The sequence below is a fragment of the Gordonia sp. McavH-238-E genome, from assembly GCF_022348225.1.
GTDB classification, from domain to species: Bacteria; Actinomycetota; Actinomycetes; order Mycobacteriales; family Mycobacteriaceae; genus Gordonia; species Gordonia terrae.
The window spans coordinates 105231-131380 of sequence record NZ_JAKRFE010000004.1 but is presented as its reverse complement, the minus strand read 5'-3'; the positions used below and the strand labels follow the sequence as shown (position 1 = coordinate 131380).

General features: G+C 68.7%; 21 protein-coding genes and 1 riboswitch. Of the genes, 12 read left to right on the top strand and 9 right to left on the bottom strand.

The genetic code is table 11. The features are described from left to right. Nucleotides 1-79 precede the first annotated feature (79 nt). Both MHN80_RS06945 and MHN80_RS06940 read left to right on the top strand, forming a co-directional pair. Nucleotides 80-1990, top strand: a complete 1911-nt coding sequence (locus MHN80_RS06945) for a S9 family peptidase (RefSeq protein ID WP_239400503.1) — start codon at nt 80-82, stop codon at nt 1988-1990. Between the two features lie 151 nt (nt 1991-2141). Further along, on the top strand, nt 2142-2720 hold the full coding sequence (locus MHN80_RS06940) for a DUF3159 domain-containing protein (RefSeq protein ID WP_239400501.1): 579 nt from the start codon (nt 2142-2144) through the stop codon (nt 2718-2720). 10 nt (nt 2721-2730) lie between these two features. Here the strand turns inward: MHN80_RS06940 and MHN80_RS06935 are convergent, their stop codons facing one another. Genes MHN80_RS06935 through MHN80_RS06920 form a run of 4 tightly spaced genes read right to left on the bottom strand, consistent with a single transcriptional unit; the run spans nt 2731 to nt 7669 of the window. After that, nucleotides 2731-3351 (bottom strand): DNA-binding response regulator, encoded by a 621-nt coding sequence (locus MHN80_RS06935; protein ID WP_239400499.1) that lies wholly within the window; start codon nt 3349-3351, stop codon nt 2731-2733. Beyond that, nucleotides 3348-4616: a sensor histidine kinase gene (locus MHN80_RS06930; protein ID WP_239400497.1), complete on the bottom strand. Its 1269-nt coding sequence runs from the start codon at nt 4614-4616 to the stop codon at nt 3348-3350. Before MHN80_RS06930 ends, MHN80_RS06935 begins: the two co-directional genes overlap by 4 nt. A 30-nt stretch (nt 4617-4646) precedes the next feature. After that, nucleotides 4647-5729 (bottom strand): alanine racemase, encoded by a 1083-nt coding sequence (locus tag MHN80_RS06925; protein ID WP_239400495.1) that lies wholly within the window; start codon nt 5727-5729, stop codon nt 4647-4649. Further along, on the bottom strand, nt 5726-7669 hold the full coding sequence (locus MHN80_RS06920) for an SDR family oxidoreductase (RefSeq protein ID WP_239400493.1): 1944 nt from the start codon (nt 7667-7669) through the stop codon (nt 5726-5728). The genes MHN80_RS06925 and MHN80_RS06920 overlap by 4 nt, the downstream gene beginning before the upstream one ends. A gap of 187 nt (nt 7670-7856) precedes the next feature. Here MHN80_RS06920 and MHN80_RS06915 point away from each other — a divergent pair, with 187 nt between their 5' ends. Then, nucleotides 7857-8612, top strand: a complete 756-nt coding sequence (locus MHN80_RS06915; protein WP_239400491.1) for a hypothetical protein — start codon at nt 7857-7859, stop codon at nt 8610-8612. On the opposite strand, the gene MHN80_RS06910 is transcribed toward MHN80_RS06915, so the two are convergent. Continuing rightward, nucleotides 8548-10491, bottom strand: a complete 1944-nt coding sequence (locus MHN80_RS06910; RefSeq protein WP_239400489.1) for a heavy metal translocating P-type ATPase — start codon at nt 10489-10491, stop codon at nt 8548-8550. The two genes, MHN80_RS06915 and MHN80_RS06910, sit on opposite strands and share 65 nt — an antisense overlap. A gap of 95 nt (nt 10492-10586) precedes the next feature. Between MHN80_RS06910 and MHN80_RS06905 the strand changes: the two genes are divergently transcribed. Genes MHN80_RS06905 through MHN80_RS06890 form a run of 4 tightly spaced genes read left to right on the top strand, consistent with a single transcriptional unit; the run spans nt 10587 to nt 15394 of the window. Further along, nucleotides 10587-10949: a metalloregulator ArsR/SmtB family transcription factor gene (locus MHN80_RS06905; protein ID WP_004021707.1), complete on the top strand. Its 363-nt coding sequence runs from the start codon at nt 10587-10589 to the stop codon at nt 10947-10949. A 40-nt stretch (nt 10950-10989) separates the two neighbouring features. Continuing rightward, nucleotides 10990-11793 carry an enoyl-CoA hydratase gene (locus MHN80_RS06900; RefSeq protein ID WP_239400487.1) on the top strand — a complete coding sequence of 268 codons (804 nt, stop codon included), beginning with the start codon at nt 10990-10992 and terminating at the stop codon, nt 11791-11793. A 57-nt stretch (nt 11794-11850) separates the two neighbouring features. Further along, nucleotides 11851-15138 carry an error-prone DNA polymerase gene (locus MHN80_RS06895; RefSeq protein WP_239400485.1) on the top strand — a complete coding sequence of 1096 codons (3288 nt, stop codon included), beginning with the start codon at nt 11851-11853 and terminating at the stop codon, nt 15136-15138. A gap of 28 nt (nt 15139-15166) precedes the next feature. Beyond that, nucleotides 15167-15394 (top strand): DUF167 domain-containing protein, encoded by a 228-nt coding sequence (locus MHN80_RS06890; RefSeq protein WP_101819092.1) that lies wholly within the window; start codon nt 15167-15169, stop codon nt 15392-15394. A gap of 2 nt (nt 15395-15396) precedes the next feature. Here the strand turns inward: MHN80_RS06890 and MHN80_RS06885 are convergent, their stop codons facing one another. Further along, the gene (locus MHN80_RS06885; RefSeq protein ID WP_033203743.1) at nt 15397-15861 is read right to left on the bottom strand and encodes a tRNA (cytidine(34)-2'-O)-methyltransferase; all 465 of its coding nucleotides are present in this window, start codon (nt 15859-15861) and stop codon (nt 15397-15399) included. A 55-nt stretch (nt 15862-15916) separates the two neighbouring features. Further along, on the bottom strand, nt 15917-16858 hold the full coding sequence (locus MHN80_RS06880) for a serine/threonine dehydratase (RefSeq protein WP_239400483.1): 942 nt from the start codon (nt 16856-16858) through the stop codon (nt 15917-15919). Between the two features lie 74 nt (nt 16859-16932). Here MHN80_RS06880 and MHN80_RS06875 point away from each other — a divergent pair, with 74 nt between their 5' ends. From MHN80_RS06875 to MHN80_RS06865, 3 genes are all read left to right on the top strand, one after another. Further along, the gene (locus tag MHN80_RS06875) at nt 16933-17808 is read left to right on the top strand and encodes a bifunctional methylenetetrahydrofolate dehydrogenase/methenyltetrahydrofolate cyclohydrolase (protein WP_239400481.1); all 876 of its coding nucleotides are present in this window, start codon (nt 16933-16935) and stop codon (nt 17806-17808) included. A 110-nt stretch (nt 17809-17918) separates the two neighbouring features. Then, complete coding sequence (locus tag MHN80_RS06870; protein ID WP_004021699.1) at nt 17919-18182, top strand: DUF3017 domain-containing protein; 264 nt, start codon at nt 17919-17921, stop codon at nt 18180-18182. Between the two features lie 167 nt (nt 18183-18349). Beyond that, a complete protein-coding gene (locus MHN80_RS06865; protein ID WP_239400479.1) occupies nt 18350-19927 on the top strand; it encodes an Hsp70 family protein in 1578 nt (525 codons plus the stop codon). A 33-nt stretch (nt 19928-19960) separates the two neighbouring features. Here the strand turns inward: MHN80_RS06865 and MHN80_RS06860 are convergent, their stop codons facing one another. Both MHN80_RS06860 and MHN80_RS06855 read right to left on the bottom strand, forming a co-directional pair. Next, nucleotides 19961-21115: a homoserine O-acetyltransferase gene (locus MHN80_RS06860; RefSeq protein ID WP_239400477.1), complete on the bottom strand. Its 1155-nt coding sequence runs from the start codon at nt 21113-21115 to the stop codon at nt 19961-19963. Nucleotides 21116-21131: 16 nt separating this feature from the next. Continuing rightward, nucleotides 21132-22469 carry a bifunctional o-acetylhomoserine/o-acetylserine sulfhydrylase gene (locus tag MHN80_RS06855; RefSeq protein WP_004021696.1) on the bottom strand — a complete coding sequence of 446 codons (1338 nt, stop codon included), beginning with the start codon at nt 22467-22469 and terminating at the stop codon, nt 21132-21134. A gap of 62 nt (nt 22470-22531) precedes the next feature. Beyond that, a riboswitch (SAM riboswitch) is annotated at nt 22532-22652 on the bottom strand. Between the two features lie 269 nt (nt 22653-22921). Here MHN80_RS06855 and MHN80_RS06850 point away from each other — a divergent pair. Beyond that, nucleotides 22922-24706: a cutinase family protein gene (locus tag MHN80_RS06850; protein ID WP_239400475.1), complete on the top strand. Its 1785-nt coding sequence runs from the start codon at nt 22922-22924 to the stop codon at nt 24704-24706. 128 nt (nt 24707-24834) lie between these two features. Then, nucleotides 24835-26112, top strand: a complete 1278-nt coding sequence (locus tag MHN80_RS06845) for an MFS transporter (RefSeq protein WP_101819266.1) — start codon at nt 24835-24837, stop codon at nt 26110-26112. Nucleotides 26113-26150 lie beyond the last annotated feature (38 nt).

The following is a 26150-nucleotide window of genomic DNA, read 5'->3' as shown; positions in this document are numbered from 1 at the left end:
TCGTCGGACCGGAATGTCACGACATTCTGATGATCGGCGACACTACAGGCCACGCCTCGTCGCGGGCAGGGTCGAATGCATGACGACGACACGAGAACACACCGCACCAGGACTCATCCCGCTCGAGGACTTCTTCAGCCCGCCGCAGCGCACCGGCGCGACGATCTCGCCCGACGGCACGCGGATCGCGTTCCTCGCCCCGTGGCGCAACCGACTCAACGTCTGGGTCGAGGATCTCGAGCCCGGCAGTGAGCCACGTTGTGTCACCGCGGATGCGACGCGCAGCGTTCGCAACTTCCGGTGGACCGATGATCCGCGGTGGCTGGTCTACCTCCAGGACACCGGCGGTGACGAGAACTGGCATCTGTTCCGCGTCGACCTCGATGCCGACGATGCCGGTTCGGTCGACCTGACCCCGTTCCCCGGGGCACGGGTCGTCGGAGCCGAGACGGTCGCCGGCCGGGCGGGCACGATCTCCTTCCTGATGAACGCGCGCGACGTGAGTGAGTTCGACCTTCACGAGATCGACATCGCCACCGGGGAGACCACCGTGGTGGCGCAGAGCCCGGGCGTGGCCATGTCCTGGATGCGCGGACCCGGGGACGACATGATCCGCCTCTCGCAGACCGACGACGGTGATCACGAGATCGCCCGCCTCGACTCGGCCACCGGTGAACTCCGTCCGGTCGTCACTTTCGACGGGGAGGATTATCCGTTGGGAGTGGCCCCGCTGGAATCCACTCCCGACCGCACCGGGATCTGGGCGGGTTCGAGCGACGGTGCAGACTTGACACGTCTGGTGCGCATCGATGTACGGACGGGCGAGATCACCGAGGTCGACGCGCATCCGACGCTGGAGATCGACGGTGCCCGGCGGGCGGTGGCCGAGATGTCGTCGGCGCTGCTCCGTGACCGTGGCACCGGCGAACTCATCGGCGTCCGCTATCTCGGCGAACGGCAGGTCATCCACGCGCTGACAACGGAGTTCGCAGAGGTCCTGAAGAACCTCGAAGTCCTGTCCGACGGCGATGTCGGCGAACTGTCCTCGGACGAGAGCGGACAGAAGTGGATCGTCAGCTTCACCCACGACCGCGACCCGGGTGCGACCTGGTTCTACGATCACTCCACCGGCGAGAGCCGTCGGCTCTATCGTCCGTTCCCGCATCTGCATCCCGAGGCGTTGGCACCGATGACCCCGGTCACGATCACCGCCCGCGACGGCCTCGAGCTGCCGTCGTACCTGACCCTGCCCGTCGGCACCGATCCGACCGGACTGCCCCTCGTGGTGCTGGTCCACGGCGGTCCGTGGTACCGCGATTCGTGGGGATACCAGCCGACGGTGCAGTTGCTCGCCAATCGCGGATATGCCGTGCTGCAGGTCAACTTTCGCGGTTCCGTCGGATATGGGCCGACGCACACCCGCGCGGGGATCGGTGAGCTCGCCGGCAAGATGCACACCGATCTGCTGGACGCCGTCGACTGGGCCGTGGCACAGGGGTACGCCGACCGTGACCGCGTCGCCATCATGGGTGGTTCCTACGGCGGGTACGCGGCACTCGTGGGTGCGGCGTTCACCCCGGACGTGTTCGCCGCCGCCGTCGACTACGTCGGCATCTCCGACCTCGAGAACTTCATGCGCACGCAACCGTCGTTCCTCGGCAAGGAGTCCCTGGCCAACAACTGGCACCTCTACGTCGGCGATCCCGACGACCCGCAGCAGGTCGACGAGATCCGTGCTCGCTCACCGATCAGCCGGGTCGACGACATCCGGCGCCCGCTGTTGATCGCGCAGGGAGCGAACGACGCCCGCGTCGTCAAGGCCGAGTCCGACACCATCGTCGAGGCGCTGCGGCACCGCGAGATCGACGTCGAGTACCTCGTCTTCGACGACGAAGGCCACGGGTTCGTCAATCCGGAGAATCAGATGACCTTCTATCGCGCCGTCGAGCGCTTTCTCGCACGGCATCTCGGTGGGCGGGAGCAGTCATGACCCATGCTGCCGAATGCACGCGCAACCAGATGTTCGACACCCGAGGACGATCGGAGGGCACCACCATGGACGAGACCACCCAGAAGGAGACCCGAAGAAGAACGACGCGGCCGATTCTCGGCCGAAGACCACCGACGCTCAACAGGTCTTGATGGATCAGCTCGGCGGTGTGTCGGGGATGATCTACTCCGCGATCCCGGTCGTGGTGTTCGTCGCGGCGAACGCGGTGGCGAATTTGCCGATCGCCATCGCCGCCGCGATCGCCGTCGCCGTCCTCACCGCGGGCATACGTCTCGCCCGGGGTGAGCCCGTGGTGCAGGCGTCGGGCGGCATCATCGGAGTGGCCGCCGCCGGTGCGGTCGCCGCCGCCACCGGGTCGGCGGACGGGTACTTCCTGCTCGGGATCTGGGCCAACGGGATCGAGGCGGTCATCGTGCTGGCGACCGTGCTGATGCGTAGGCCGCTGACGGGAATGCTGTGGAACCTGCTGCACGGCAACAAGTATTCGTGGCGTCAGGACCGAGTCGTGCTGCGCGCGCATGACATCGCCACCCTCATCCTGACCGCGGTCCTCGCGTCGCGATTCGGTGTCCAGCTGTGGTTCTACGAGACGCATGCCACCGGGATGCTCGCGACCGCGAAGATCGCGATGGGATTCCCGTTGTTCGCCGCCTTCATCGGTGTTGCGGTGTGGGCGTTCCGACGGTCGACTCGACGACTCGACGGGTGACGCGAGGGTGTCAGATCCAGCCGAGTTCGCGAGCCTTGAGGGCGGCCTCGTAGCGGTTCGACGCGTCGAGCTTGGACATCGCCGACGACAGGTAGTTGCGTGTCGTCCCCGACGAGAGGTGGGCACGGCGGGCGATCTCCTCCACCGACGCCCCGTCGAGGGCGAACTCGAGGACGTCCGCCTCGCGGGCGGTCAACACCGAGTCGCCGGTGCTGATCGCCTCGGTGGCGAGCTCGGGATCGATGTACCGACCACCGGCATGGACCGTCGAGATCACCTGCGCCAGTGTGGTGGCTGGGATGGTCTTCGGCAGAAAACCGCGGACACCCGCGGCCAGCGCACGTTTGAGGTAACCGGGCCGTCCGTGGCTGGTCACGATGAGAACCCCGGCGTCCGGTGTGAGGGTGAGGAGCTCGATGGCGGTGTCGATGCCGTCCATGCCGGTCATCTGGAGATCCAGGACGGCCACCGCCACGGGTTCGCCGGCGTCGACCCGTGCCCGCCACTCCTCGAGGAGTTGCTCTCCCGACTCGACGTGCGCGACCACCTCGATGTCGGCCTCGAGATCGAGCATCGTCGCCATCGCTGTCCGTACGAGAGTCTCGTCGTCGGCCATCAGGACCGGGATCATGGCTTCGCCCAACCGATCTGTAGAAGAAACTCATCGTCGCGCACGCTGGTGTCGAGAGTCGCGCCCACGGGCTCGAGTCGCTCGGCGAGGCCACGGAGGCCTGACCGCGGTGACGGTGTGTGCATGTCACCCACCCCGACCCCGTTGTTGCGCAACGACATACCGTCCGGCTGCAACGTCAGTCGCGCCGACGACGCGGCCGAGTGCTTGACGATGTTGGTCGTACCCTCGCGGACCACCCACGCGGCCACCTCACGGTAGCGATCGGGTACCTCGGCCGGTTCACCGTCCACGACGAGTAGGCAACCGGCGGCCGACAACAGCGATCGGGCGCCGGCGACCTCACCCGTCAGGTCGACGTCGCGGTAGCCGCGGACCAGCGAACGCATCTGTTCCATCGACCGGACGGCGAGCGACTTGATCTCGTCGATCTCGGTCGCCGCCCGGGCGGTCACGGTCTCGCGATCCGCGGTGGGGGACTCCGCGGCGCGGAGCAGGGAACCGGCCAACTCGCTCTTGACGGCGATCGCGGAGAACCCGCGTCCGACGACGTCGTGGAGGTCGCGCGAGAAGCGCAGTCTCTCCTCGGCGACGCGGAGTCGTGCCTCGACCGCCTTGGCGCGCTCGAGGTCGTCGATCACGTGTAGGCCCCACTGGGTGGCGAGGGTGGTGGCGACCATGACGAGCCCGATGACGAAGACGTAGACCGTGAGTCGGACCGCGCCCGGCACCGAACCCGACAGCAGCGCACCCGATCCGAGACTCAGTGCGGCCAGCACCCACCAGCGGTGGCGGAGGAACGGCAGTACCGACAAGGCGACGAGGAAGGCGACGTATATGCCGAGCGTGCGTGCCGCGTCGATGTCGGAGCCCGCGACGCCGGAATCCTCGGCGGCGGTGTGCGAGGCGATCACCGCGGCCACCCAGACCGCTGCCATCACGAGCACAGCACCGATGAGCAGGCCCCGACGCCAGCGGGCGGTCGGCCCGACGGCGAAGTCGGGCTGTGCCTCGAGGGCGACGACGGCGGCCGCACCGCCGAGGAGGATCCCGGCGATCGACCATCCGGTACCGGCGGAGACGCTCAAGACGATCGAGATGGCGACGATGACGGCTTGGAGGGTGCATCGGGTGTAGAGCCGGTACCGCTGCGGTCCCGAGAGTTCCCGCCACCGGGCCGCCGTGCGCGTCACCACCGACCGTCGTCCCCGCCCCTCCGGAGACGCCGAAGCCGAGCGGGCGACGCGATCACCGGAGCGGTCCATCCGTCCAGTGTCGCAGGCCCGGCAACCAGATCAGGTGTTGCGTCCTCGCGCGATGACCGGCCACCGGCTGTCCGAGCCGTCGATCGCCACCAGTTCGTCGACGAGGTTGACCGCGTTGCAGACGTGGTTCGGTACCACCCTGAGGACATCGCCCGGCCGGGGGACCGACGTCGACTCCGTCGGGAACTCGACGACGGCGTGGTGTTCCGACAACTGCACGACGCGAGCCTCGGGGTGGTCGAGGAGCCGCCCGTGACCGGTGGCCCAGGCGGCGCGGTCGGCGCCGAGGATCTTGCTGCCGGCGTCGACGACAACTCGGCCGGCGTCGCTCCGCACCACGGTCGTCACCGCGGTCAGCGCGACGTCGTCGAATCCGCAGGCGCCCATCTCGATCTGCTGGGCATCGTTGAAGGGGTACACGCCCGGACGGATCTCGGTGAGCACACCCGCGTGCGACGGGTCGCCGACGAATTCGATGGTGGGCGTGGACCCGCCGCTGCGTACCCGCGGATCGATCCCCTGCGCTCGCAGACCGTCCGCCGCCGTACGGAGCGCCGCCACCTCCTGGTCCGCGGCCCGCCGCCGGGTGTCGCCGACGCCGTAGCCGTGACCGGGGAAGGTGAACACGCCGACGACGTCGAGTCCGGCTGCCACTGCTGCCGCCGCGACCTCACCGGCCCCCGCGGGCGCGGTTCCGGTGCGGTGCTGTCCGGAGTCGACCTCGACCAGGGCCTCGATCCGCTGCTCGCCGAGCAGCGCTGCGAGATGCCGTGCGCCCTCGACGGAGTCGATACCCACCCGCAGCGACACCCGGTCCGCGAGGGCCCGCAACCGGGCGGCCTTCGCCGGTGTCGGCCAGATCGGGTAGGCGATGAAGATGTCTGTGCACGCGGTGATCTCGGCGGCGTCGGCGAAGGCCTCGGCCTCGCCGATGGTCGCCACCGCCAGACCCGCGGCACCGAGATCGAGCTGCATGCGGGCGATCTCGGCGCACTTGTGGGTCTTGGCGTGCGGACGCACCGCCACGCCGATCGATCGCGCACGGTCGGCGAGGAACGTGAGGTTACGCGTCATGCGGTCGACGTCGACCTCGAGATAAGGGGTGTCGATCACGAATTCTGCCCGCCGGCATCACGATCCGACCGACCGAGCGCCGCTGCCGATTCGCCGAACACGAGGAACTCCTGGTGCAGGATGCGGGTGGTCAGGCCGGGGGTCACCCGGTGCCCGATCTCGGCGACGAGCCCGACGAGCGAGTCGACGCGTTTGGGCCGGTCGACGATGGCGTGCAGGACGCGCGCCGCGGCGCGGTCCACATTCCAGGTCCCGGGCTGGTTGTCGTAGGCCTCGGTGGGCGCGATCATTCGCGTCTTCACCAGGGGGAGGCGAACATTGGAGAAGGTGACATGGTCGGAGACGGTCTCGGTGCCGGTGACGTCGCTGAAGGCCTCCAGTGCGGCCTTCGACGCCGCGTACGCGCCGAAACGGGGCCCGCGCGACTGCACCGCGACCGACGTCACGTTCACCACGTGGCCTGCCTGCCGGGCGACCATGTGCGGCAGCAATCCGAGGACGAGGTTCACCGCGCCGAAGTAGTTGACCGCCATCACCCGGTGGTAGTCGTGCGACCGGTCCACCGAGTTGACGGTGGCACGACGGATCGACCGCCCGGCGTTGTTGACCAGGATGTCCACGTGACCGTGTGCGGCCAGGACGGTCTTGACGAGGGCATTGACCGATTCCTCGTCGGTGATGTCGCACTGATACGAGGTCACCTGGCCGGGCGGGATGCCCCTCTTGCTCGTCGTCGAGTTCAGTTCCGCTGTCGCCGAGGCGAGTTCCTCGGCATTGCGGGCGACGATGAGGACGTTGGCGCCGCGGGCGACACACATCCGGGCGGTGGCCTTGCCGATCCCGCTCGACCCTCCGGTGATGAGGATGTTCTTGCCGACGAGCGGCCCGCGCGGATCGGTGCGGCGGTTGCGTGACCGGTCGAGGTGTCGCGACCAGTAGGTCCACAGGCGCGGAGCGTATTCGGCGAAGTCGGGCACGGTGATGCCGAGGTCGTGCAGAACCGCGACGGTGGTGTCGGCGCGGAAGTCGACCGGGATCGTCACCGCATCGAGCAGTGCCCCGGGTATGCCTTGCTGCGCGGCGACGAGGTTGCGTCCGACGCGCGCGATTCCCATGCCGGACAACGCCATCACGGGTTCCACCGCCGCCCGCGGAATGGCATCGAAGCCGCGCGGGGCGCGGAATGCCGGTGCCAGCGCGTTGTACATCTCGGTGGTGGTGAGCGACTTCGGGTCGCTGAGGTGGAACACCAATCCACTGCGAGTGGGATTGACGCCGATGAGTGCGACCATCGCGTCGGCGACGTAGTCGACGGGCACGATGTTCAGCGTCCCCAGGTCGGGCATCGGCAACCGCAGCATCGAGGGCAGCCGGCCGAGCGCTCCCAGGTGGCCGAAGAAGTAGTAGGGGCCGTCGATCTTGTCCATCTCGCCGGTACGCGAGTCGCCGACCACGATCGACGGCCGGTAGACGCGCCAGCGGAGTCCCTCACGATCGCGGACCACGCGCTCGGCCTCGAATTTGGTGCGGTGGTACGGAGTCGGAAATCCCTGTCCGACTTCGAAATCCATCTCGGTGAAGCGCCCACGGTGGTCACCGGCCACGGCGATCGAGGAGACATGGTGGAACAGTGCATCGTGTGCGATCGCGAAGTCCGCGGCGCGCGAGGTCCCGACCACATTGGCGGCGCGCTGCGACTCGGCATCGGCGGCCATGTCGTAGATCGCGGCCAGGTGGATGACGTGATCGATCGCGGGGACCGCGTCCGGTGAGATGCCGAGCCCGGGCGCGGTCAGGTCGCCGACCACGGGTGTCACGCGGTCACCCGCGCCGAGGTCGTCGAGCATCGCGACGAAGGCCGCGCGTGACGACTCGCGAACCAGGGCGTGGATCGTGTCGTCGGGAGAGGCTGTCAGGAGACGATCGAGAACGCGACGTCCGATGAATCCGCTGCCCCCGGTGATGAAGTAGCTCGTCATGTGAGAGATCCCATCAGATGGGCGGGCCGACGGCCCGCTGGCTGTCCGCGCCCCGCGGGCCGCGGATGTGTCTGGTACTTAGAGTGACACCAACTTGCGGCCTTGGCAACGGTTCGTCCCGTCGCGAGTCGCCGGTGTTGACCATTCGTGAGCAGTGCTCTCTAATAGTGAGAGCACTGCTCACGAATTGAAACGGACTGGCTCATGTACCCCGCTTCTCGCCTCGCACTGCCCCCTAGCTCCGCACTACTTCGGTCTCGCAGCGCTCTCCTTCCTGCTGTATCCGTTGCTGCGTGGTTTCGGCCCGGAGGTCGGAGTCGCCGGCGCCCGGCATCTCGGCTCCCCGAGCTGGGTCGCCGCACATGTGGCGGCGATGATCGGATTCGTCGCCCTGGCCATCGCTCTGCGCCGGGGAGCCGACGATCCGCGACGACGGTCGACCGAACTGCTCGCCTGGCTCGCGACCTGTCTGCTCCTCCCGTACTACGGCGCGGAGACGTTCGCGCTCAACGACGTCGGTCAGTGGGTCACCTCGGGTGGTGATCCGGCCGCGATGGCGGTTGCCGACGATTTCCGGATGTCGCCGGTCCTGCTCGTGACCTTTGTCGCCGGATGGGTGCTGCTGGGGTGGGTGGCGGTTCGGCTCGTGCGGGACGACGGCCGGGCTGCGTCGCCGCAACGGTGGGGTGTCCGGATGACCGCGATCGGGCTCCTGCTCTTTCTTCCGCAGTTCTTCGCGCCGGGGCCGGTGCGCATCGCGCACGGGATCATCCTGGGTCTCGGTCTCGCGATCTGGGCGATCACCGAAGCCCGGCGCGACGACGGCGTCAGCGCCGCGAACTCGACTGTGCGCCCGAAACCGTCGACTGTGCGTCCGATTACGCCGACTGTGCACCCCGAGACCCCGACCACGCAGAACTCCGGAGCAGACGTGCGCCGTTGAGGGCGACCAGAACGGTGGAACCCTCGTGACCGGCCACGGCCAGGGGGAGAGGCAGGGTTCCGATCAGGTCCCAGGTCACGAGCGCGACGATCACGGTCGCCGCGATGCAGAGGTTGGCGATCACGTAGCGACGGGCGAGGCGTGACAACCGGATCAGTGCGGCGACCGCGGTGAGATCGTCGCGGACGATGATCGCGTCGGCCGTCTGAACTGCGAGATCAGCCCCACGGCGCCCCATCGCGACGCCGGTCCCGGCTGCGATGAGCGCCGGTGCGTCGTTGATCCCGTCGCCGACCACCAGCACGTGCCCGCCCGCCTCGCCGACGACCCGGACCTTGTCTTCCGGCAGGAGGTCGGCGTACACCTCGTCGATGCCGGTCCGGGCGGCGACGTCGGCCGCGACCGACGGGCGGTCGCCGGTCAGCAGGAGGACCGGACCCGACGTGACGTCGCCGATCAGACGTACCGCGTCGGCCGCATCGTCCCGGAGACGGTCGACGAGCTCGACCCGACCGATCTCCACGTCGTCGACGAGCACGCCGACCACGGTGCCGGTCGAGGCGGCGAGCGTGCGCTCGACGGTGATCCGGCGTCCACCGACCGTGCCGGTGACGCCGCGCCCGGGAAGTGCCCGGAAGTCGTCGACCGGTTGAACATCCAGCCCGCGGTCGGCCGCGGCCGTCACGACCGCGCGACCCAGCGGGTGTTCGCTGGGGTGCTCGACCGCTGCGGCGAGTGCCAGTACGTCCGACGGCTCGCGACCATCGAGCGCCGTCACATCGACGACCTGGGGCCGCCCCTCCGTCAGGGTGCCGGTTTTGTCGAAGGCGACGACGGAGGTCCGTCCGACCGACTCCATCGCCGCGGCGGACTTGACCAGGACGCCGTGGCGGCCGGCGTTGGCGATCGACGCCAGCAGCGGCGGCATCGTCGACAGGACGACAGCGCAGGGTGAGGCCACGATCATGAACACGATGGCTCGGCGCAGGGACTCATCGAAGGCGCTGTCGGACAACAGCATCGGGATGCCCAGCACCAGAAGTGTGGCGACCACGACGATGGCGGAGTATGCCTGCTCGACCTTCTCGATGAAGAGCTGGGTCGGCGCCTTCGTCTCGGAGGCCTCGGCGACGAGTGTCGCGATGCGCGCGATCACCGACTCCGACGCCGGACGTGATACTTCGACGATCAAGGCGCCGGTGCCGTTGACGGTGCCGGAGAGCACCTCGTCACCGGCCTCGCGCACGATGGGTACCGACTCGCCGGTCACCGCCTGCTGGTCGACCTCGCTCCGGCCGCGGACGACCACTCCGTCGGCGCCGATCCGTTCACCGGGTCGGACGAGGATCTGTTGTCCCACGTCGAGGTCGCGACAGTCGATCTCGTGTGTCGTGCCGTCGGCTGCGTGGCGGGTGGCCCGCTCGGGGGCCAGCCCGAGCAGCGCGGTCACCGAGTCGGCGGTGCGCTGGGTGACGACGACCTCCAGTGCGCCCGAGGTCGCGAAGATCACGATCAGCAGCGCGCCGTCGACGACCTGTCCGATCGACGCGGCCGCGATGGCGGCGACGATCATCAGCAGATCGACGTCGAGTCGTCGCTGCCGGAGTTCCTGCAGGCCGGACCGGGTCGGTTCCCACCCGCCGCTCAGGTAGCACGCGAGAAACACGGTCCACCACGACCATTCGGGCGCGTTGCCGAGTTGGAGCAACCACCCCGCGAGGAACAGAGCCAGCGCGATACCCGCTCGGCGCACCTCGGGCAGGCGGAGTCCGGTCCGGACCAACGACGGCGGGACGACGCTCCCGCGTTCGGCTCGCTGTCCCGGTGCATCGTCAGGTGCCGCGCGTCCCGTCGTGTCGGTCGCTCTCGTCGCGCCCATCGTGTCTCCCGTCTGCCGCCACCAACCAGATCCTGACAGTAACAGTTCATATGAAGAGATATTCATGTGAAGGGCAACCGGTAGCATCTCGCTGCATGGGACACGGCATCGACGAGGGGATGCGGCCGGCTGCGCGGCTCGACCCGGAGTCGGCTGTGCATGTCGCCACCACGCTGCAGGCGCTCGCGACCCCGAGCCGATTGCTGATCCTCACCGCGTTGCGCTCCGGTCCGCGTTCGGTCACCGATCTCGCCGACGCCGTGGGCATGGAGCAGTCCGCGGTCTCCCATCAGCTCCGGTTGCTCCGGAATCTCGGACTGGTCACCGGCACGCGATCGGGCCGGTCGATCAGTTACAGCCTGTACGACAGTCATGTGGCCCAACTGCTCGACGAGGCCGTCTACCACAGTGAACACCTGCGGCTCGGGCTCGCCGAGCGTCCGCCGTCGGCGGGTTGACCCCGGCGCCACGCGCAGGCGACGAACCGAAAGGCAGCGCATGAGCAGTGATCAGACGTCCACGCCGGTCGAACCGCCTCTGTTGATCGAGCAATCCGGAAGAGTGCGGACGCTCGTCCTCAACCGTCCGGAGGTCCGGAATGCGCTCAGTTCCGGCCTGATCGACGCTCTCCGAACCGAGTTGGCGAACGCGGATCATGCCGACGACGTCGACGTCGTCATCCTCACCGGCGCCGGCTCGGCATTCTGCGCCGGCCTGGATCTGACCGAGTTGGGCTCGTCGACCGAGAGTGCTCGACTGCTCGATCATGCGGACGTGCCCGTCGGGCATCCGTGGCGCCCCATCTCGAAGCCGATCATCGGCGCCGTCAACGGCGTTGCGGCCACCGGTGGTCTGGAGTTCGCCCTCGCGTGCGATGTACTGATCGCGTCCGAACGGGCTCGCTTCGTCGACACCCATTCACGGGTCGGGGTGTTGCCGGGCTGGGGGCTGACATCCCGATTGCCGGAGGCGGTCGGCCGGGGTTTCGCGCGCCGCATGAGCTTGTCCGGGGAGTTCGTCGATGCCCAGACGGCGCTGCGGGTCGGTTTGGTGACCGAGGTGGTGGCCCATGATCAGCTGATGGCCTCGGCGATGGACCTCGCGGTGTCCATCGCCGGGAGTGACCAGCTCGCGGTGCGGACCATGCTCGACTCGTACCGGCGTGCCGAGGATCATCTCGTCGGTCCGGCGCTCGATGCGGAGCACTCCACCTCGGTGGAATGGATGGCGGGTTTCGACCCTGCTCGGGTGGCCGACCGTCGGTCCGGCATCGTCGAGCGTGGCCGGGTCAACAACAGCTGATCGACGGGGGCGGCAGTCCCGCTGTCGTATCGAACTCATGTTCGATAAACTCTGTGAGTGGGCTGGGATCAAGGGCCTCCGACATGGTCGGAGATGGAGCGGGTGCTCGCGGGCCGAGCGCCCGGGAACGCCGACCGGCCAGGCACCGAATTCGGCCCGGATCTCAGCGAATGGGCACCGTTTCCCGGCGACGGGGGTGACAGTCCGGCGTGGTCGCGCAAGCGCGGCGCCTATCAGGCCGAGGACATCTCCCGTGGTTCCTCGGCGGTGTCCTACGCCGAACTCCACGCGCACAGTTCGTACAGCTTCCTCGACGGTGCGTCGATGCCGGAAGAGCTGGTCGAGGAGGCGCAACGACTCGGTCTCCGCGCCCTGGCCGTCACAGATCACGACGGGTTCTACGGCATCGTGCGCTTCGCCGAGGCGGCCCGCGAGTTCGAGATGCCGACCGTCTTCGGCGCCGAGTTGTCGCTGGAGCCCGACGTCGCTCGGACGGGTCAGAACGATCCGCCGGGAGAGCATCTGCTGGTCCTCGCCCGGGACGGTGAGGGCTATCGGCGCCTGTCCCGGACCATCGCCGCCGCGCACATGGTCGCCGGGGAGAAGGGGCTGCTCCGCTACGACCGCGACACCCTGGCCGGTGCCGGTGGCGGGCACTGGCTCATCCTCACCGGGTGCCGGAAGGGTGCTCTGCGACGCGCCCTCGATCGCGGCGGCATCCCGGCCGCCGAGCAGGCGCTGCGGGAACTGATCGAGACCTACGGCCACGGCAACGTCGTCGTCGAGCTGACCGCGCAGGGCATGGCCGATGACGACGAACGCAATGCGGTGCTCGCCGGCCTCGCCGCCGGTGCGGGCGTGCCGACCGTCGCCACCACCGGCGCCCATTTCGCCGCGCCGCGACGCCGGCGGCTGGCGATGGCGATGGCCGCCGTTCGGGCCCGCACCGACATCGACACCATCTCGGGGTGGATGCCCGGGGTCGCCGGAGCGCACCTGCGCAGCGGTGACGAGATGGCCCGCCTGCTGCCCGCGCATCCCGATGCCATCGACAACGCGGTGGGCATCGCCGCGGACTGCGCATTCCATCTGGGCCTCATCGCGCCGCAGTTGCCGCCGTTCGACGTTCCTGACGGTCACACCGAGGCGAGCTGGCTGCGCGAACTCACCATGACCCGGGCACGCCGTCGCTACGGCACCCCGGCCGAACATCCGCAGGCCTACCGGCAGATCGAGCACGAACTCGCCATCATCGAGACGCTCACGTTCCCCGGTTACTTCCTCGTCGTCGCCGACATCGTCGACTACTGCAAGGACAACGACATCCTGTGCCAGGGTCGGGGGAGCGCGGCCAACTCGGCCGTCTGCTACGCCCTCGGCATCACCAACGTCGACCCGGTCGCCAACACGCTGCTCTTCGAACGGTTCCTGGCCCCCGAGCGCGACGGGCCGCCCGACATCGACATCGACATCGAATCCGACCGACGCGAGGAGGCCATCCAGTACGTCTACCGCCGCTACACCCGGGAGCGCAGCGCGCAGGTCGCCAACGTCATCACCTACCGAGGGAAGTCGGCGATCCGGGACATGGCCCGGGCGCTCGGCTATGCGCCGGGCCAGCAGGACGCCTGGGCCAAGATGCCCGACACGGCACCGACCGACGTCGCCGAGCTGGCCGGCGAGATCCTCGGGATGCCACGGCATCTGGGTATCCACTCCGGCGGCATGGTGATCTGCGACCGGCCGATCGCCGATGTCTGCCCCACGGAGTGGGCGCGGATGGAGAACCGCAGCGTCCTGCAGTGGGACAAGGACGACTGCGCCGCCATCGGGCTGGTCAAGTTCGACATGCTGGGCCTCGGCATGCTCTCCGCGCTGCACTACGCGATCGATCTGGTCGCCGAACACAAGGGGATCGACGTCGACCTGGCCACCCTCGACCTCGGTGAACCGGCAGTGTACGAGATGCTCTGTCGCGCAGACTCGGTCGGCGTGTTCCAGGTGGAGTCACGTGCGCAGATGGCCACGCTCCCGCGGTTGAAGCCGCGCTGCTTCTACGACCTCGTCGTCGAGGTGGCACTGATCCGTCCCGGCCCCATCCAGGGCGGCTCGGTGCATCCGTTCATCAAGCGGCGCAACGGGGAGGAGCCGGTGACGGTCGAGCATCCGTCGATGAGCAAGGCGCTCGAACGCACCCTGGGAGTGCCGCTGTTCCAGGAACAGCTGATGCAGCTGGCCGTCGACGTGGCCGGCTTCGACGCCTCCGAGGCAGATCAGCTGCGCCGGGCGATGGGATCCAAACGGTCGCCGGAGAAGATGGAGCGTCTGCGGCAACGCTTCTACGAGGGGATGGAGAACCTGCACGGCATCACCGGGGACATCGCCGACCGCATCTTCGAGAAGATGGCAGCGTTCGCCAATTTCGGTTTCCCGGAGAGTCATTCGCAGAGTTTCGCGTCACTGGTGTTCTACTCGTCGTGGTTCAAGCTGCATCATCCGGCGGCATTCTGCGCCGCATTGCTGCGGGCTCAGCCGATGGGCTTCTATTCGCCGCAGACCCTGGTTGCCGACGCCCGGCGGCACGGCGTCGCGATCCATCGTCCCGACATCAATGCCTCACTCGCGCACGCCACCCTGGAGAACGAGGGTCTCGACGTCCGGTTGGGTCTCGACGGGGTGCGCGGGGTCGGGGAGGAGGCGGCGCAGCGCATCGTCGAACGGCGGTCCGACGGCCCGTACCTCGACATCACCGATCTCTCTCGCCGGGCCGGGCTGACGACCAAGGAACTCGAGGGACTCGCCGGCGCCGGCGCCTTCGACGGGTTCGGCCTCAGCCGGCGCCAGGCCCTGTGGGAGGCGGGGGCCGCCGCGACGGTGCGTGATGATCAGTTGGCCCTGGAGTCGGCGCAGGCGACCCCCACACTCCCGGGACTGTCCGACGTCGAACTCGCGGCCACCGACGCCTGGGCCACCGGGATCACACCCACGTCGTACCCGACGCAGTTCCTGCGCCCCCGGCTCGACGCGATGGGCGTGCTGGCCGCCGACCGACTGCTGTCGGTGCCCGACGGTTCGCGGGTGCTGATCGGTGGTGCGGTGACCCACCGCCAACGACCCGCCACCGCGTCCGGGGTGACCTTCATCAACCTCGAGGACGAGACCGGGATGGTCAACGTGGTGTGCTCGGTCGGCCTGTGGGCGCGGTACCGTGTACTCGCCCAGACGGCGCCCGCACTGCTGGTCCGCGGACGGGTGCAGAACGCCGAAGGTGCTGTGACCGTCGTCGCAGATCGTCTGCAACGCATGGATCTTCGGGTGGGAAGCAGATCCAGGGACTGGCAGTAGTGCTCGAGCAGAATCAGGGAAAGAGTCGATGCCGCAACAGGTCGTGGTGACCGTCAAACCGAAGAGCAGCAAGGGCCCGTTGGTCGAGACGGGGCCCGACGGCGCGATCACCGTCTACGTCCGTGAACCCGCAACGGAGGGCCGGGCGAACAAGGCGGTCTCCGAACTGCTCGCCGCTCACCTCGGGGTTCCGAAGAGCAGGATCGCGCTCATCGGCGGCGCCACGGCACGCACCAAGCGCTATCGCGTCGGCTGATCCTAGACAGCACCGGAAAAGCCGTGCTGCCGCCACGCCTCGTACACCACGATGCTCGCGGCGTTGGCCAGGTTGTGGGAACGACGACCGGCGAGCATGGGGATGCGCACCCGGTCGGTGACCTCGGGTTCGTCGAGGACCTCCGCGGGCAACCCGGTCGGTTCCGGGCCGAACAGCAGCACGTCACCGGGCCGGTAGTCGACGTCGGTGTGGTACCGCTCGGCGTGGGCGGTGAACGCGAACACCCGCTCCGGCTTCAGCGTCGTCCAGGCGGTCACCAGGTTGGGATGAACCGTGACGTTGGCCATCTCGTGGTAGTCGAGTCCCGCGCGTTTCACCTGCGCGTCGGACATGGAGAAACCGAGCGGTTCGATGAGGTGGAGTTCGCACCCCGTATTGGCGGCCAGCCGGATCGCATTGCCCGTGTTCGGCGGGATGCACGGCTGGTAGAACATGATTCGGAACATGATGGTGTCAGCGTAGTCGGTGCCGTACGACGCGGATCCCACTCGATCCCGCCCCTCACACCGCCAACGGGGTGTTGGCCCCGCACAGCACGATGCACAGCGTCGAATCCGGTTGCGGCCGAATCTGTCCCGAGGTCACACCGGCGACGGCCGTGGCGGTGCCGTGTTCGACGAGGATGCGATGGGAGTCCCAGAGCATCCGTCGCGCCGCGATGATCTGGTCGTCGGTCACGATGATGCTGCGGACGGCGGGGTTCTCGGCGACGGCATTCCAGCACAGGTCGCCGACCCGGGTCGCGCCGAGAGAGTCGGCGGCCACGCTCTCCAGTTCGACGGGCACGGGCGTCCCTGCGGCGAGTGCCTGGTGTAGGCACGAGGCACCGAGCGGTTCGACGCCGACGAGGTGATCGCCCGGGCGTAGCGTCGCGGCGAGGCCGGCCAGCAGTCCGCCACCGCCGACACAGACGACGGTCGTGAGTGGCCCGGGCACGTCGTCGATGAGCTCGAGACCGATCGTGCCCGCGCCGGCGACGATGTCCGGTAGATCGTAGGCGTGGAGCGCCAGTGCGCCCGTCTGGTCTGCGAGCTCCTCGGCCGCATCGGCGGCCTCGGAGTAGCGCCGTCCGATGAGATGCACCCGCGCACCCGCGGCGCGCAGCGCGTCGATCTTGACCGGCGGTGCCGTCTCGGGGATGACCACGGTGACCGGGACGCCGACGATCCGCGCCGCGACCGTCGCGCCGATCGCGGCATTGCCGCCGGAGGCGACGAGCACACCGGCGTCGGTCAGAATCCCCTGGTCGCGGGCATGCAGGATCGCCCACAGACTGCCCCGCGGTTTGAAACACCCGCCGAGCTGGGTGTACTCGAGTTTGAGGGCCACGTCGACCGGGCCGTCGACGGTGTCGATGACCGTGCGCAGGGTCGGCGTGCGTCGGAGATGGGGAGTGATCGCCGCGCGGGCGAGGTCGACGTCGACGGGTACCACGGTCACCACCCCGACCCTAGTGGTGCAGGACCCATCCGTCCGTCGATGACGGATTACCCGGGCACGAGTGGAAGAATGTCGGCGTGACCGCGATACGACTCGATGGGAAGACCACGCGCGACGAGATCTTCGCTGATCTGGCCGAACGGGTGGAGAAGCTCCGGCTGGCGGGTGTCACCCCTGGTCTCGGAACCGTTCTGGTCGGCGATGACCCGGGTTCGCACTCCTACGTCAAAGGCAAGCACGCCGACTGCGCGCGCATCGGTGTCGCGTCGATCCGCAAAGATCTCCCGGCCGACGCCACGACCGAACAACTCAACGCCGCGATCGACGAACTCAACGCGGACCCGGCCTGCACCGGCTACATCGTGCAGTTGCCGCTGCCCCGGCACCTCGACGAGAACGCCGCGCTCGAGCGGATCGATCCGCTCAAGGACGCCGACGGACTCCACCCGATCAACCTCGGGCGGCTGGTCCTGGGCAAGGAATCGACGCTGCCCTGCACCCCGCGCGGCGTCATCCACCTGCTGCGCCGCTACGACGTCCCGCTGGCCGGAGCCCGGGTCACCGTCGTCGGGCGCGGCGTCACCATCGGCAGGCCCATCGGTCTGCTCCTCACCCGCCGCAGCGAGAACGCCACGGTCACCCTGTGCCACACCGGGACCACCGATCTCGCGTCCGAGATCGAACGCGCCGACATCGTGGTCGCCGCCGCGGGTGTGCCGCACCTCATCACCGCGGACATGGTCAAGCGAGGTGCCGCGGTGGTCGACGTGGGGGTCAGCCGCACCGACGAGGGTCGTCTCGTCGGCGACGTACATCCCGACGTCTGGGACGTCGCCGGCCACGTGTCACCGAACCCCGGCGGCGTGGGACCGCTGACGCGAGCGTTCCTGCTCGTCAACGTCGTCGAACGCGCGGAGCAGACGCTCGCCTCCGGGGGTGGCGGCGACGCGTGACCCGAGACGAGCGCCCGAGTGAGTCCGCTCACTCCCAGCCGCGTGGTGTCGACAACTCCCGCCCGAAAGGCCGGACCCGCGCTTCCGCCGACCGCACCCGCCTTCGAGAGATGCTCGTCCAACTCCCGTATCTGCTGGTGATGGTGGGTGTGCTCGTTGCGGCACTGCTCGTGATGTTCGATCGCTGGCGGCGTGGGTCGTTCGTCTTCGGGGCGGCGCTGCTCGTCGGCGCCGTGCTGCGAGCCTTCATACCGTCGTCGCAAGCCGGGTTGCTGCAGGTCAGGGGTAAGACGTTCGACGTCACGGTGATGGCGACGGTCGGCGGTGTGATGCTGTGGCTGGCGGCGTCGATCGACTCCTTGGGCACGGATTGATTACAATAGAGACCTGAGCGTGACCTGACGGCCAGTCGTCCGCTCGACCAGGCACTTTCCGCTGCCCTGCCGCAGACGCACCGACCGCTGGAGTTTGTATCACTGCATCACCAACCGACGACACCGTGAGCGAAGTGACGTCCATGGGCGTGTCAGCAGGTGCTGGCATGATCCACTACGTCCTCCTGACGCGTGACGATCTCGGTCGCAGTGTGGTCGACTCGCGCGTCATCGACGTCGACCCCACCGACGGTCTCGATGCCGCCGGCCGCGTCAACGCCGGGATCGACGTGATGCTGACCGCGGCTCGCGAGTCCGCGACGAGGGTGGGACCCATCGGGGTGGCCGCACGCACGGGCAGTCAGCGCCGACAACTGCGTTCGAGGGGCAGCGGCCCCCGTCGCCAGGTCCGCCTCGCCGGCGAGGACGAGGCCGTTCTGGCCTACCTCGCCGACACCGGGGAGGTCGACCGCTTCACCGCCGCGGTCGTCGTCGACTGCGGCGACACCGGTATGTCTCTCTACACCGTCGACCCCCGCGAGGGCCGGATCGGCAATCCCGAACACTCGACGGTTCTGAGCGGCCGTCGCCTGGACCGATCCATCGTCGACCAGCTGACCGCGGACAACCCGGCCCTCGGTGAAGCCGGCCGCACCCGGGCCGATCGCAGCGAGTTGCGCAGCGCCTGCCGGACCGCGAAGGAAGAGATCTCCTACGGCGGGACTTCGTCCGCGGCCGAGTCCGTGGTGGCGGTCTCGGCGGGCGCGGGGCGCGTGACGCTGTCGGCGGCGCATGTCGAGCAGGCGATCGAGCCGATGATCCGGGACGCGAGAGAGGTGTTCACCCGGTACATCGACGCCGCACGATCGCGCGGCGTACGGCCGGACGCAGTGATCTTCATCGGCGGCCTCGCCAACCTTCCCGCGGTGCGCACGATCGCATCGGGGCATGATCTGGAAGTTGTCGGTCCGACCGCTCCGGAATTGGTCGTGGCCACCGGCGCAGCCCTGCTTGCGCTCCAGAGTTATTCGGGCGCAGCGCGTCTGGCGTTCATCGGCGGCAAACCGCAACGTGAGTGGCTCTCCGCGACACCCATCGCGGTCGCCGGAGCCGTCATCGCCGCCACGCTCATGACGATCTACGCGGTGAGCTCGTCATTCGCGGATCGTCCGGCCGTTGATCCACAGCCCTCGGTCAGCAGCAGCGTGCCACCGGCCGCGGCGACCAGTGACAGCGACCCGCCGGTCGCCCCGAGACCCCCCTCGCAGCCGATCACCCGGATTCCGGATGAGCCCGTCGAGCCGACCGTCGTGGCCCCTGTCCCGACCCAACAGCCCATGCCGCAGACCGGCTGGAACGATCCGCCGGCCTGGGCGACAACGGAGTTGCCGCCGACCCGCCCGTCGACGAGCACCAGCACCCGCACGCTGTCGCCGTTCCCGTGGCCGGAGTTGCCGTTCCCGCCCGGATCGACGCCGACGATCCCGCCGGAACTGTTGCCGCCGGGTTTCCTCCCGCCGAGCGCCGCGCCCACGCCTCCGCCTCCGACGTATACGACGCCGACGCCGGAGTCTCCGCGCACCGGTTCGGCACGGCCGAGCAGCACGCGCGCCCAGGGGGCGACCCAGGCGCCGTCGGTGCCCGACTCAGGGCAGCCCGCTGATCGGGGCGGGGAGTCGGCACCGCAGATCCCGCCGTCGCCTCAGCCCAGCAGTCCGGTGCCCACGGTTCCCGCGCCGCGCTGACGAGAGGTCGCCGACGGCCGGATCGGGACGCCCTCAGGCGTCGCGTCGCGCGAGTTCGACTGTGCGCTTGAGCAGATCGCTGATGGCGTCGAACTCGGTCAGGAAGCCGTCGTGACCGGTGTCGGAGTGGACGACCTGGAGGCCGCCGACGCAGTTGCCCAGCTCCTCGGCGAGTTCGACCTGGAGCCGGATCGGGTAGAGGCGGTCGGAGTCGATTCCCCCGACGATCACCGGAACGGTGCATGCGTTGAGCGCCTTGGCTACTCCGCCGCGACCGCGACCGACATCGTGATGGTTGAGGACCTCGGTGAGGACGACGTAGCTCGCCGGGTCGAAGCGCGACATCAGCTTCGACGCCTGATGGTCGAGGTAACTCTGCACCGCGTAGCGCCCGCCGGTCAGCGGATTCTCGTCGCCCTGGGCGTCGTTCGCGAATCGGCTGTCGAGCTCGGGCTCGCTGCGATACATGAGATGGGCGATTCGACGAGCGATTCCCATGCCCTGCAACGGGGTTCGTCCAGTGCCGTGATAGTCGCCACCGCGCCAGTCCGGGTCGGCCTTGATCGCGGCGATCTGAGCGGACTGGATACCGATCTGGTCCGCGGTCGCGCGGGCGCCGACGGCGAGGACGAGTGCACTGCGCACCCGGTCGGGGTACTCGATGACCCACTCGAGGGCGCGCGCGCCACCCATCGACCCGCCGAGAACCGCACCGACGCTGGTGATTCCGAGGCGATCGAGGAGTGCCACCTCGGCGCGGACCTGGTCGAGGACGGTGATCTGCGGGAAACGCGAACCCCACGGACGGCCGTCGGGGGCGATGGAACCCGGGCCGGTGGACCCCTTGCATCCCCCGAGGACGTTGGCGGAGATGACGCACCATTCGTCGGTGTCGATGGCCTGCCCGGGCCCGATCAACCCGTCCCACCATCCGGCCGAGTCGTGGTCGGCGTCGGCGGGGCCGGTGACATGCGAGTCACCCGTCAGCGCATGGAGAGTGAGGATCACGTTGTCGCGGGACGGCGACAACGTCCCCCAGCGCTGGAACGCCAGGGTGACGTCGTCGATCCGTGCTCCGCTGTCGAGAGGCAGCGATCCGATCGGGATGCCGACGAGTTCCCCGTCTGGGACCGACTCCCAATCGGGCTGATCAGACGCTGTCGCGTTCAGGTCGATACTCACCGACAAAGCTGCCTCACCTGTTTCACTTGGCCGCCGCGAATCCCTGTTCGAGGTCGGCCAGGATGTCGTCGATTCCCTCGATGCCCACGGCCAGTCGGACCAGTCCGGGGGTCACGCCCGCGGCGAGTTGCTCCTCGGGGGTCAACTGACTGTGCGTGGTCGAGGCCGGGTGGATCACCAGCGAGCGCACGTCGCCGATGTTGGCGACGTGGCTGTGCAGGCTGAGCGCGTCGACGAACCTCTTGCCGGCGTCGACGCCGCCGGTGATCTCGAAGGCGATGATCGCGCCCTGACCCTTGGGGGCCAGTTCCTGGCCGCGCTTGTACCAGGGGGAGGACTCCAGGCCGGCGTACGCCACCGACTCGACCTGGCCGTGGCCCTCGAGGAAGGCGGCGACCTTCTGCGCGTTGGCGACATGGCGCTCGATGCGCAGGCTCAGGGTCTCCAACCCCTGTGCAAGGAGGAACGCGTTGAACGGTGCGATGGCCGCACCCGTGTCACGCAGCCACTGCACGCGGGCCTTGAGTGCGAACGCGGGCGCCCCGAGGTCGGCGAAGACCGCGCCGTGGTAGCTGGGGTCCGGGGTGGTGAAACCGGGGAACAGGTCTTTCCCGTCGCGCTGGACACGCCAGTCGAAGGTCCCGCCGTCGACGATGACACCACCGATCGCGGTGCCGTGTCCGCCGATGTACTTGGTGGCCGAATGCACGACGATGTCGGCCCCGTGGGCAAGCGGATTGATCAGGTACGGCGTGGCGACCGTGTTGTCGATGATCAGCGGTACGCCATTGCGGTGGGCGACCTCCGAGATGCCGGGGATGTCCAGGATCTCGTTGTTGGGGTTGGAGATCGACTCACCGAAGAACGCGCGGGTGTTGTCCTTGACCGCGGCCTGCCACGACGCCGGATCCTCGGGATCGTCGACGAACGTGACCTCGACGCCCAGCTTCGGCAGCGTGTAATGGAAGAGATTGAAGGTGCCGCCGTACAGGCGCGGGCTCGACACCACGTGGCCGCCGGTCTCGACGATGTTGAGGATCGCGTAGGTCTCCGCGGCCTGGCCCGATGCCACGAGCAGCGCGGCGACGCCACCCTCGAGTGCGGCGATCCGCTGCTCGACGGCATCCTGGGTCGGATTCATGATGCGGGTGTAGATGTTGCCCGGCTCGGCGAGCCCGAAGAGGTTCGCGGCGTGCTGTGTGTCGTTGAAGACGTACGACGTCGTCTGGTAGATCGGCAGCGCCCGCGCGTTCGTCACCGCATCGGCGGCCTGTCCGGCGTGGATCTGCTTGGTCTCGAAGCTCCAGTTGTCCACTGGGGAGGTGCCGTCGGCGGAAGTGCCGTCAGGGGCATCAGACATGGCGATTGATCACTTTCTACGGTCGGCAGGGCCAACTCGACCCTGTTGGGGTCCGACCTTCGGACCCGCGCTTGCCGGGGATCGTCGCTGCGATCCCACAACCCGGTCATCACCCGGAGCACCCCACCGCGGTTGGAGGGTTGCCGATCAGCCAGCCGGGGCTTGACGCTGATGCTCATGACCTGGCGACAAGGATATAACACGGATGTGAGTGCCGGAGAACCGTCCCGGTCAGGCCGCGTCCAACACTTTCCAAGCGCGGTCCGAAGGTGGCATGAGCTGTCCTCCGACCGAGTGAAATCACGTGTGGTCAGATACATAGTGCCAGGTCACGGTCGTTAGCGTCCCTCAGCGTGCTGTCGGTTTCACCGTCGCGGATCTAGCGTTCGGACCAGCCCCGGCTGCGTCGGAGGATTCCGATCGGGTGGTCCGGGTTCGCACAGGAGCGCCCCATGGCCGCGATCGCTCGTCTCCGAACCCGACGGACCTCGCTCACGATCGCCGCTCTGACCGCCCTGGCAGTCGCGGCAGCTCTCAGCCTGTCCGGGGCCCCTCCCGCGACGGCCGCCGAATGCAGCGACTCGGGCGCGGTCATCATCGTGGCCGGGACCAACGACCCGGAGAGCGCCCATCTCGTCGGTGTGAAGCAGCGCTACACCGGCAAGGTGCCGACGGTGCAGAACGGCGAGGTGGTCATCGAGGACGACCCGGGGAGTCCCTATCTCGCCGCGCCCAAGGACGTGATCCACGTCGACTACCCGACCACGCTCTGGCCACTCGGTGCCGCCGGATACGACGACAGCACCGGACAGGGCAGGAGCGCGACGGCGTCGGCGATCGCCGGCTATCAGCAACGATGCGGAGCAGGCGCCGACATCGTGGTCGCAGGCTATTCGCAGGGTGCCCGTGTCGCCGGGGACGTACTCGCCGACATCGGGAACGGTCGCAACGTCGAGCAGGTCGTCGCGACCGACGAGAACGGCGACGTCATGCTCGACGAGCAGGGCAATCCGGTTCTGGTGGACATCGTGACGGGGAACATCTCCGGCGAGCTGTACGCGGATCCCCGCCGCTCCGGCGACAAGACCGGCCGCGGTATCGAGTTGTCGTTGATCGGGATCATCCCGGGTCTGACGATGGCAGGGGCACGAGGTGCGTCCGAGACCGACGGCGGGTTCGGAGACCTCGAGGGCCGGGTGGTGTCGGTCTGCATCGATGGCGATCCCATCTGTGACCTGCCGGATCCGATCCACGACCCGATCGGCGCGATCGACGGCCTGCTCGGCTACTTCACCAAGCACAACCTCTATCCGTTCCAGATGTATCGGAATCCGCGCACATCGACGTGGAACGACGGGCGGACCGTTCGCTGCGATCCGGGGACCGCGGTGTGCGTGGTCACCGCCGATTCCGCATTCGCCGAACTCGTGCAGGGGTGGGCACGCGATCTGGGGTTTTCCGGTGACATCGGGGACTTCTTGTCCGGTCGTCCGATGATCGACCTGCCATACGGCATCGAACTCGCGAACCTGCAGCCGGTGATCCGGCTCGTGCAGGACCTCCTGCCACCGCTGCCGAAGCTCGGATATGGCGCCTATCTGCCGGATCTGTTCGTCTTCGAGGACATCCTGCAGGGGATCCTGACGCTGTCGCCGGCGAGATTCGTCGACGGAGCCACCGCCCTTGCCGCGAGCCTCCGCAGCATCGTCCTGCTCCCGGTGAACTTCGTGCGGTACTGGGCGGGAACGATCGTCGGACCGGTGGCGCCACAGGCCGGCACCGTCACGGTTCTCGCGGCGGATGCGTCGAGTCTGCGGTCGTCGACGTTCACGAGGCTCGCGACCGCAACCGGTGACGCCATCGAACCGGTTCGGGTCGAACCGGCCACCGGATCCGACGACTCGGTGATGCCGCCACCGGCCCCGGCCGACCCGACCGCCGACACTCCCGGGGGACCCGCCGGCACCGACGACGCGAGCGGTGTCGAGGCGCCCGACGAGGATCCCGCCCCGGCGCCCGTCCGCGACGAGGTCCCGGCCGCCACCGATCCGTCGTCGGGCGAGCTGTCCGGGGACGAACCGTCCCGAGAAGAACCGGCCGGGGAGGAACCGGCCGGGGAGGAACCGGCCGGGGAGGAACCGGCGGGGGACGAGCCGCCCGGAGACGACCCGGAGGCGGCCGACACGGCCCCGGCGGGAGACGGGTCCGGGGGCGGCGGCGCCGAGGCCGGCAGCTGATCCGGGGCGCACGGTCGCGGCGCCCGACCGCGACCCGGCCGATGCGATGACCGCGCGGGCAGGGGGGTGTGAATGAACTCACCGCCGTGTCCGGAATCAGGGCCTCCCGGACACGGTTGGCATCAACCGTGTCTGACGCTCTTTCCACCACCGATGCCCCGGCCGACGTCTCGCTGACGGATCGGCTCGCCGCTCCGGAGGTCCACCGTCCCGAGGGGGCCGTCTCGGTCGGCGTGTCCCGCCGGGTACGTCGCTGGACGATTCTCGCCCTCGCGCTCGGCGGTTTCGGGATCGGTACGACCGAGTTCGTCGCGATGGGTCTGCTGCCCAACATCGCCGGCTCGCTCGGAGTGTCCGAACCGACTGCCGGACATGTCATCTCGGCGTACGCGATGGGTGTGGTGGTGGGGGCTCCGCTGATCGCGGCGCTCACCGCGAGGATGTCTCGACGCACGTTGCTCATCGGTTTGATGGTGGCGTTCACCGTGGGCAACCTGGCCACGGTTCTCGCGCCGGACTACGGGCTGCTGCTGGTGGCGAGGTTCGTGGCCGGTCTGCCGCACGGCGCCTACTTCGGCGTCGCGGCGCTGGTCGCCGCTCACCTCGCGGGCCCGCGGAATCGCGCCAAGGCCGTGGGGCAGGTGATGCTCGGTCTGTCGGTTGCCAACGTGTTCGGCGTGCCGGCCGCCGCCTGGCTCGGGGAGACCTTCGGCTGGCGGTCGGCGTTCGCGATCGTCGTCGTCATCGGGGTCGCCACCGTCATCGCACTGATGCGCGCCCTTCCGGCGCTCACCGGGATGAAGACCACCGATCCGCTCACCGAACTCGGTGCACTCAAGCGGTCCCAGGTCTGGTTCACCCTCGTCATCGGGACCGTCGGATTCGGCGGGATGTTCGCGTTCTACACGTATCTGAACTCGGCGTTGACCACCGACACCGGGCTGTCGGTGTCGGTCGTGCCCTTCGCGCTCATGCTGTACGGACTGGGCATGGTGACCGGCAACTTCGTCGGCGGCTACATCGCCGACCGCAGCGTGTCGGTGGCGATCCTCGGTGGCCTCGCCGCCAGCGCCCTATCGCTCGGCGCGTTCGCGGTGCTGGCTGAGAATGCCTGGGCAGCGCTGTTTCTCACGTACATGGTGGCGCTCACCGGTACGGCGATGCTGCCCGCGCTGCAGACCAGGCTGATGGATGTGGCTGCTGACGCGCAGACCCTGGCCGCCGCGTTGAACCATTCGGCACTCAACATCGCCAACGCGGCCGGCGCGCTGCTCGGTGGTGTGGTGGTCAGCGCAGGCTACGGGTATCTCGCACCGTCGGTCGTCGGGGTGTTGCTCGCGCTGGCCGGCATCGCGGTCACCGTGGTGGCCCTTGCGACGTCGCGGCGCCGGCCGGTCGGATCCTGACCGAGCGAAGTCCTCTGTTCGACGACGAGGGCCGACCG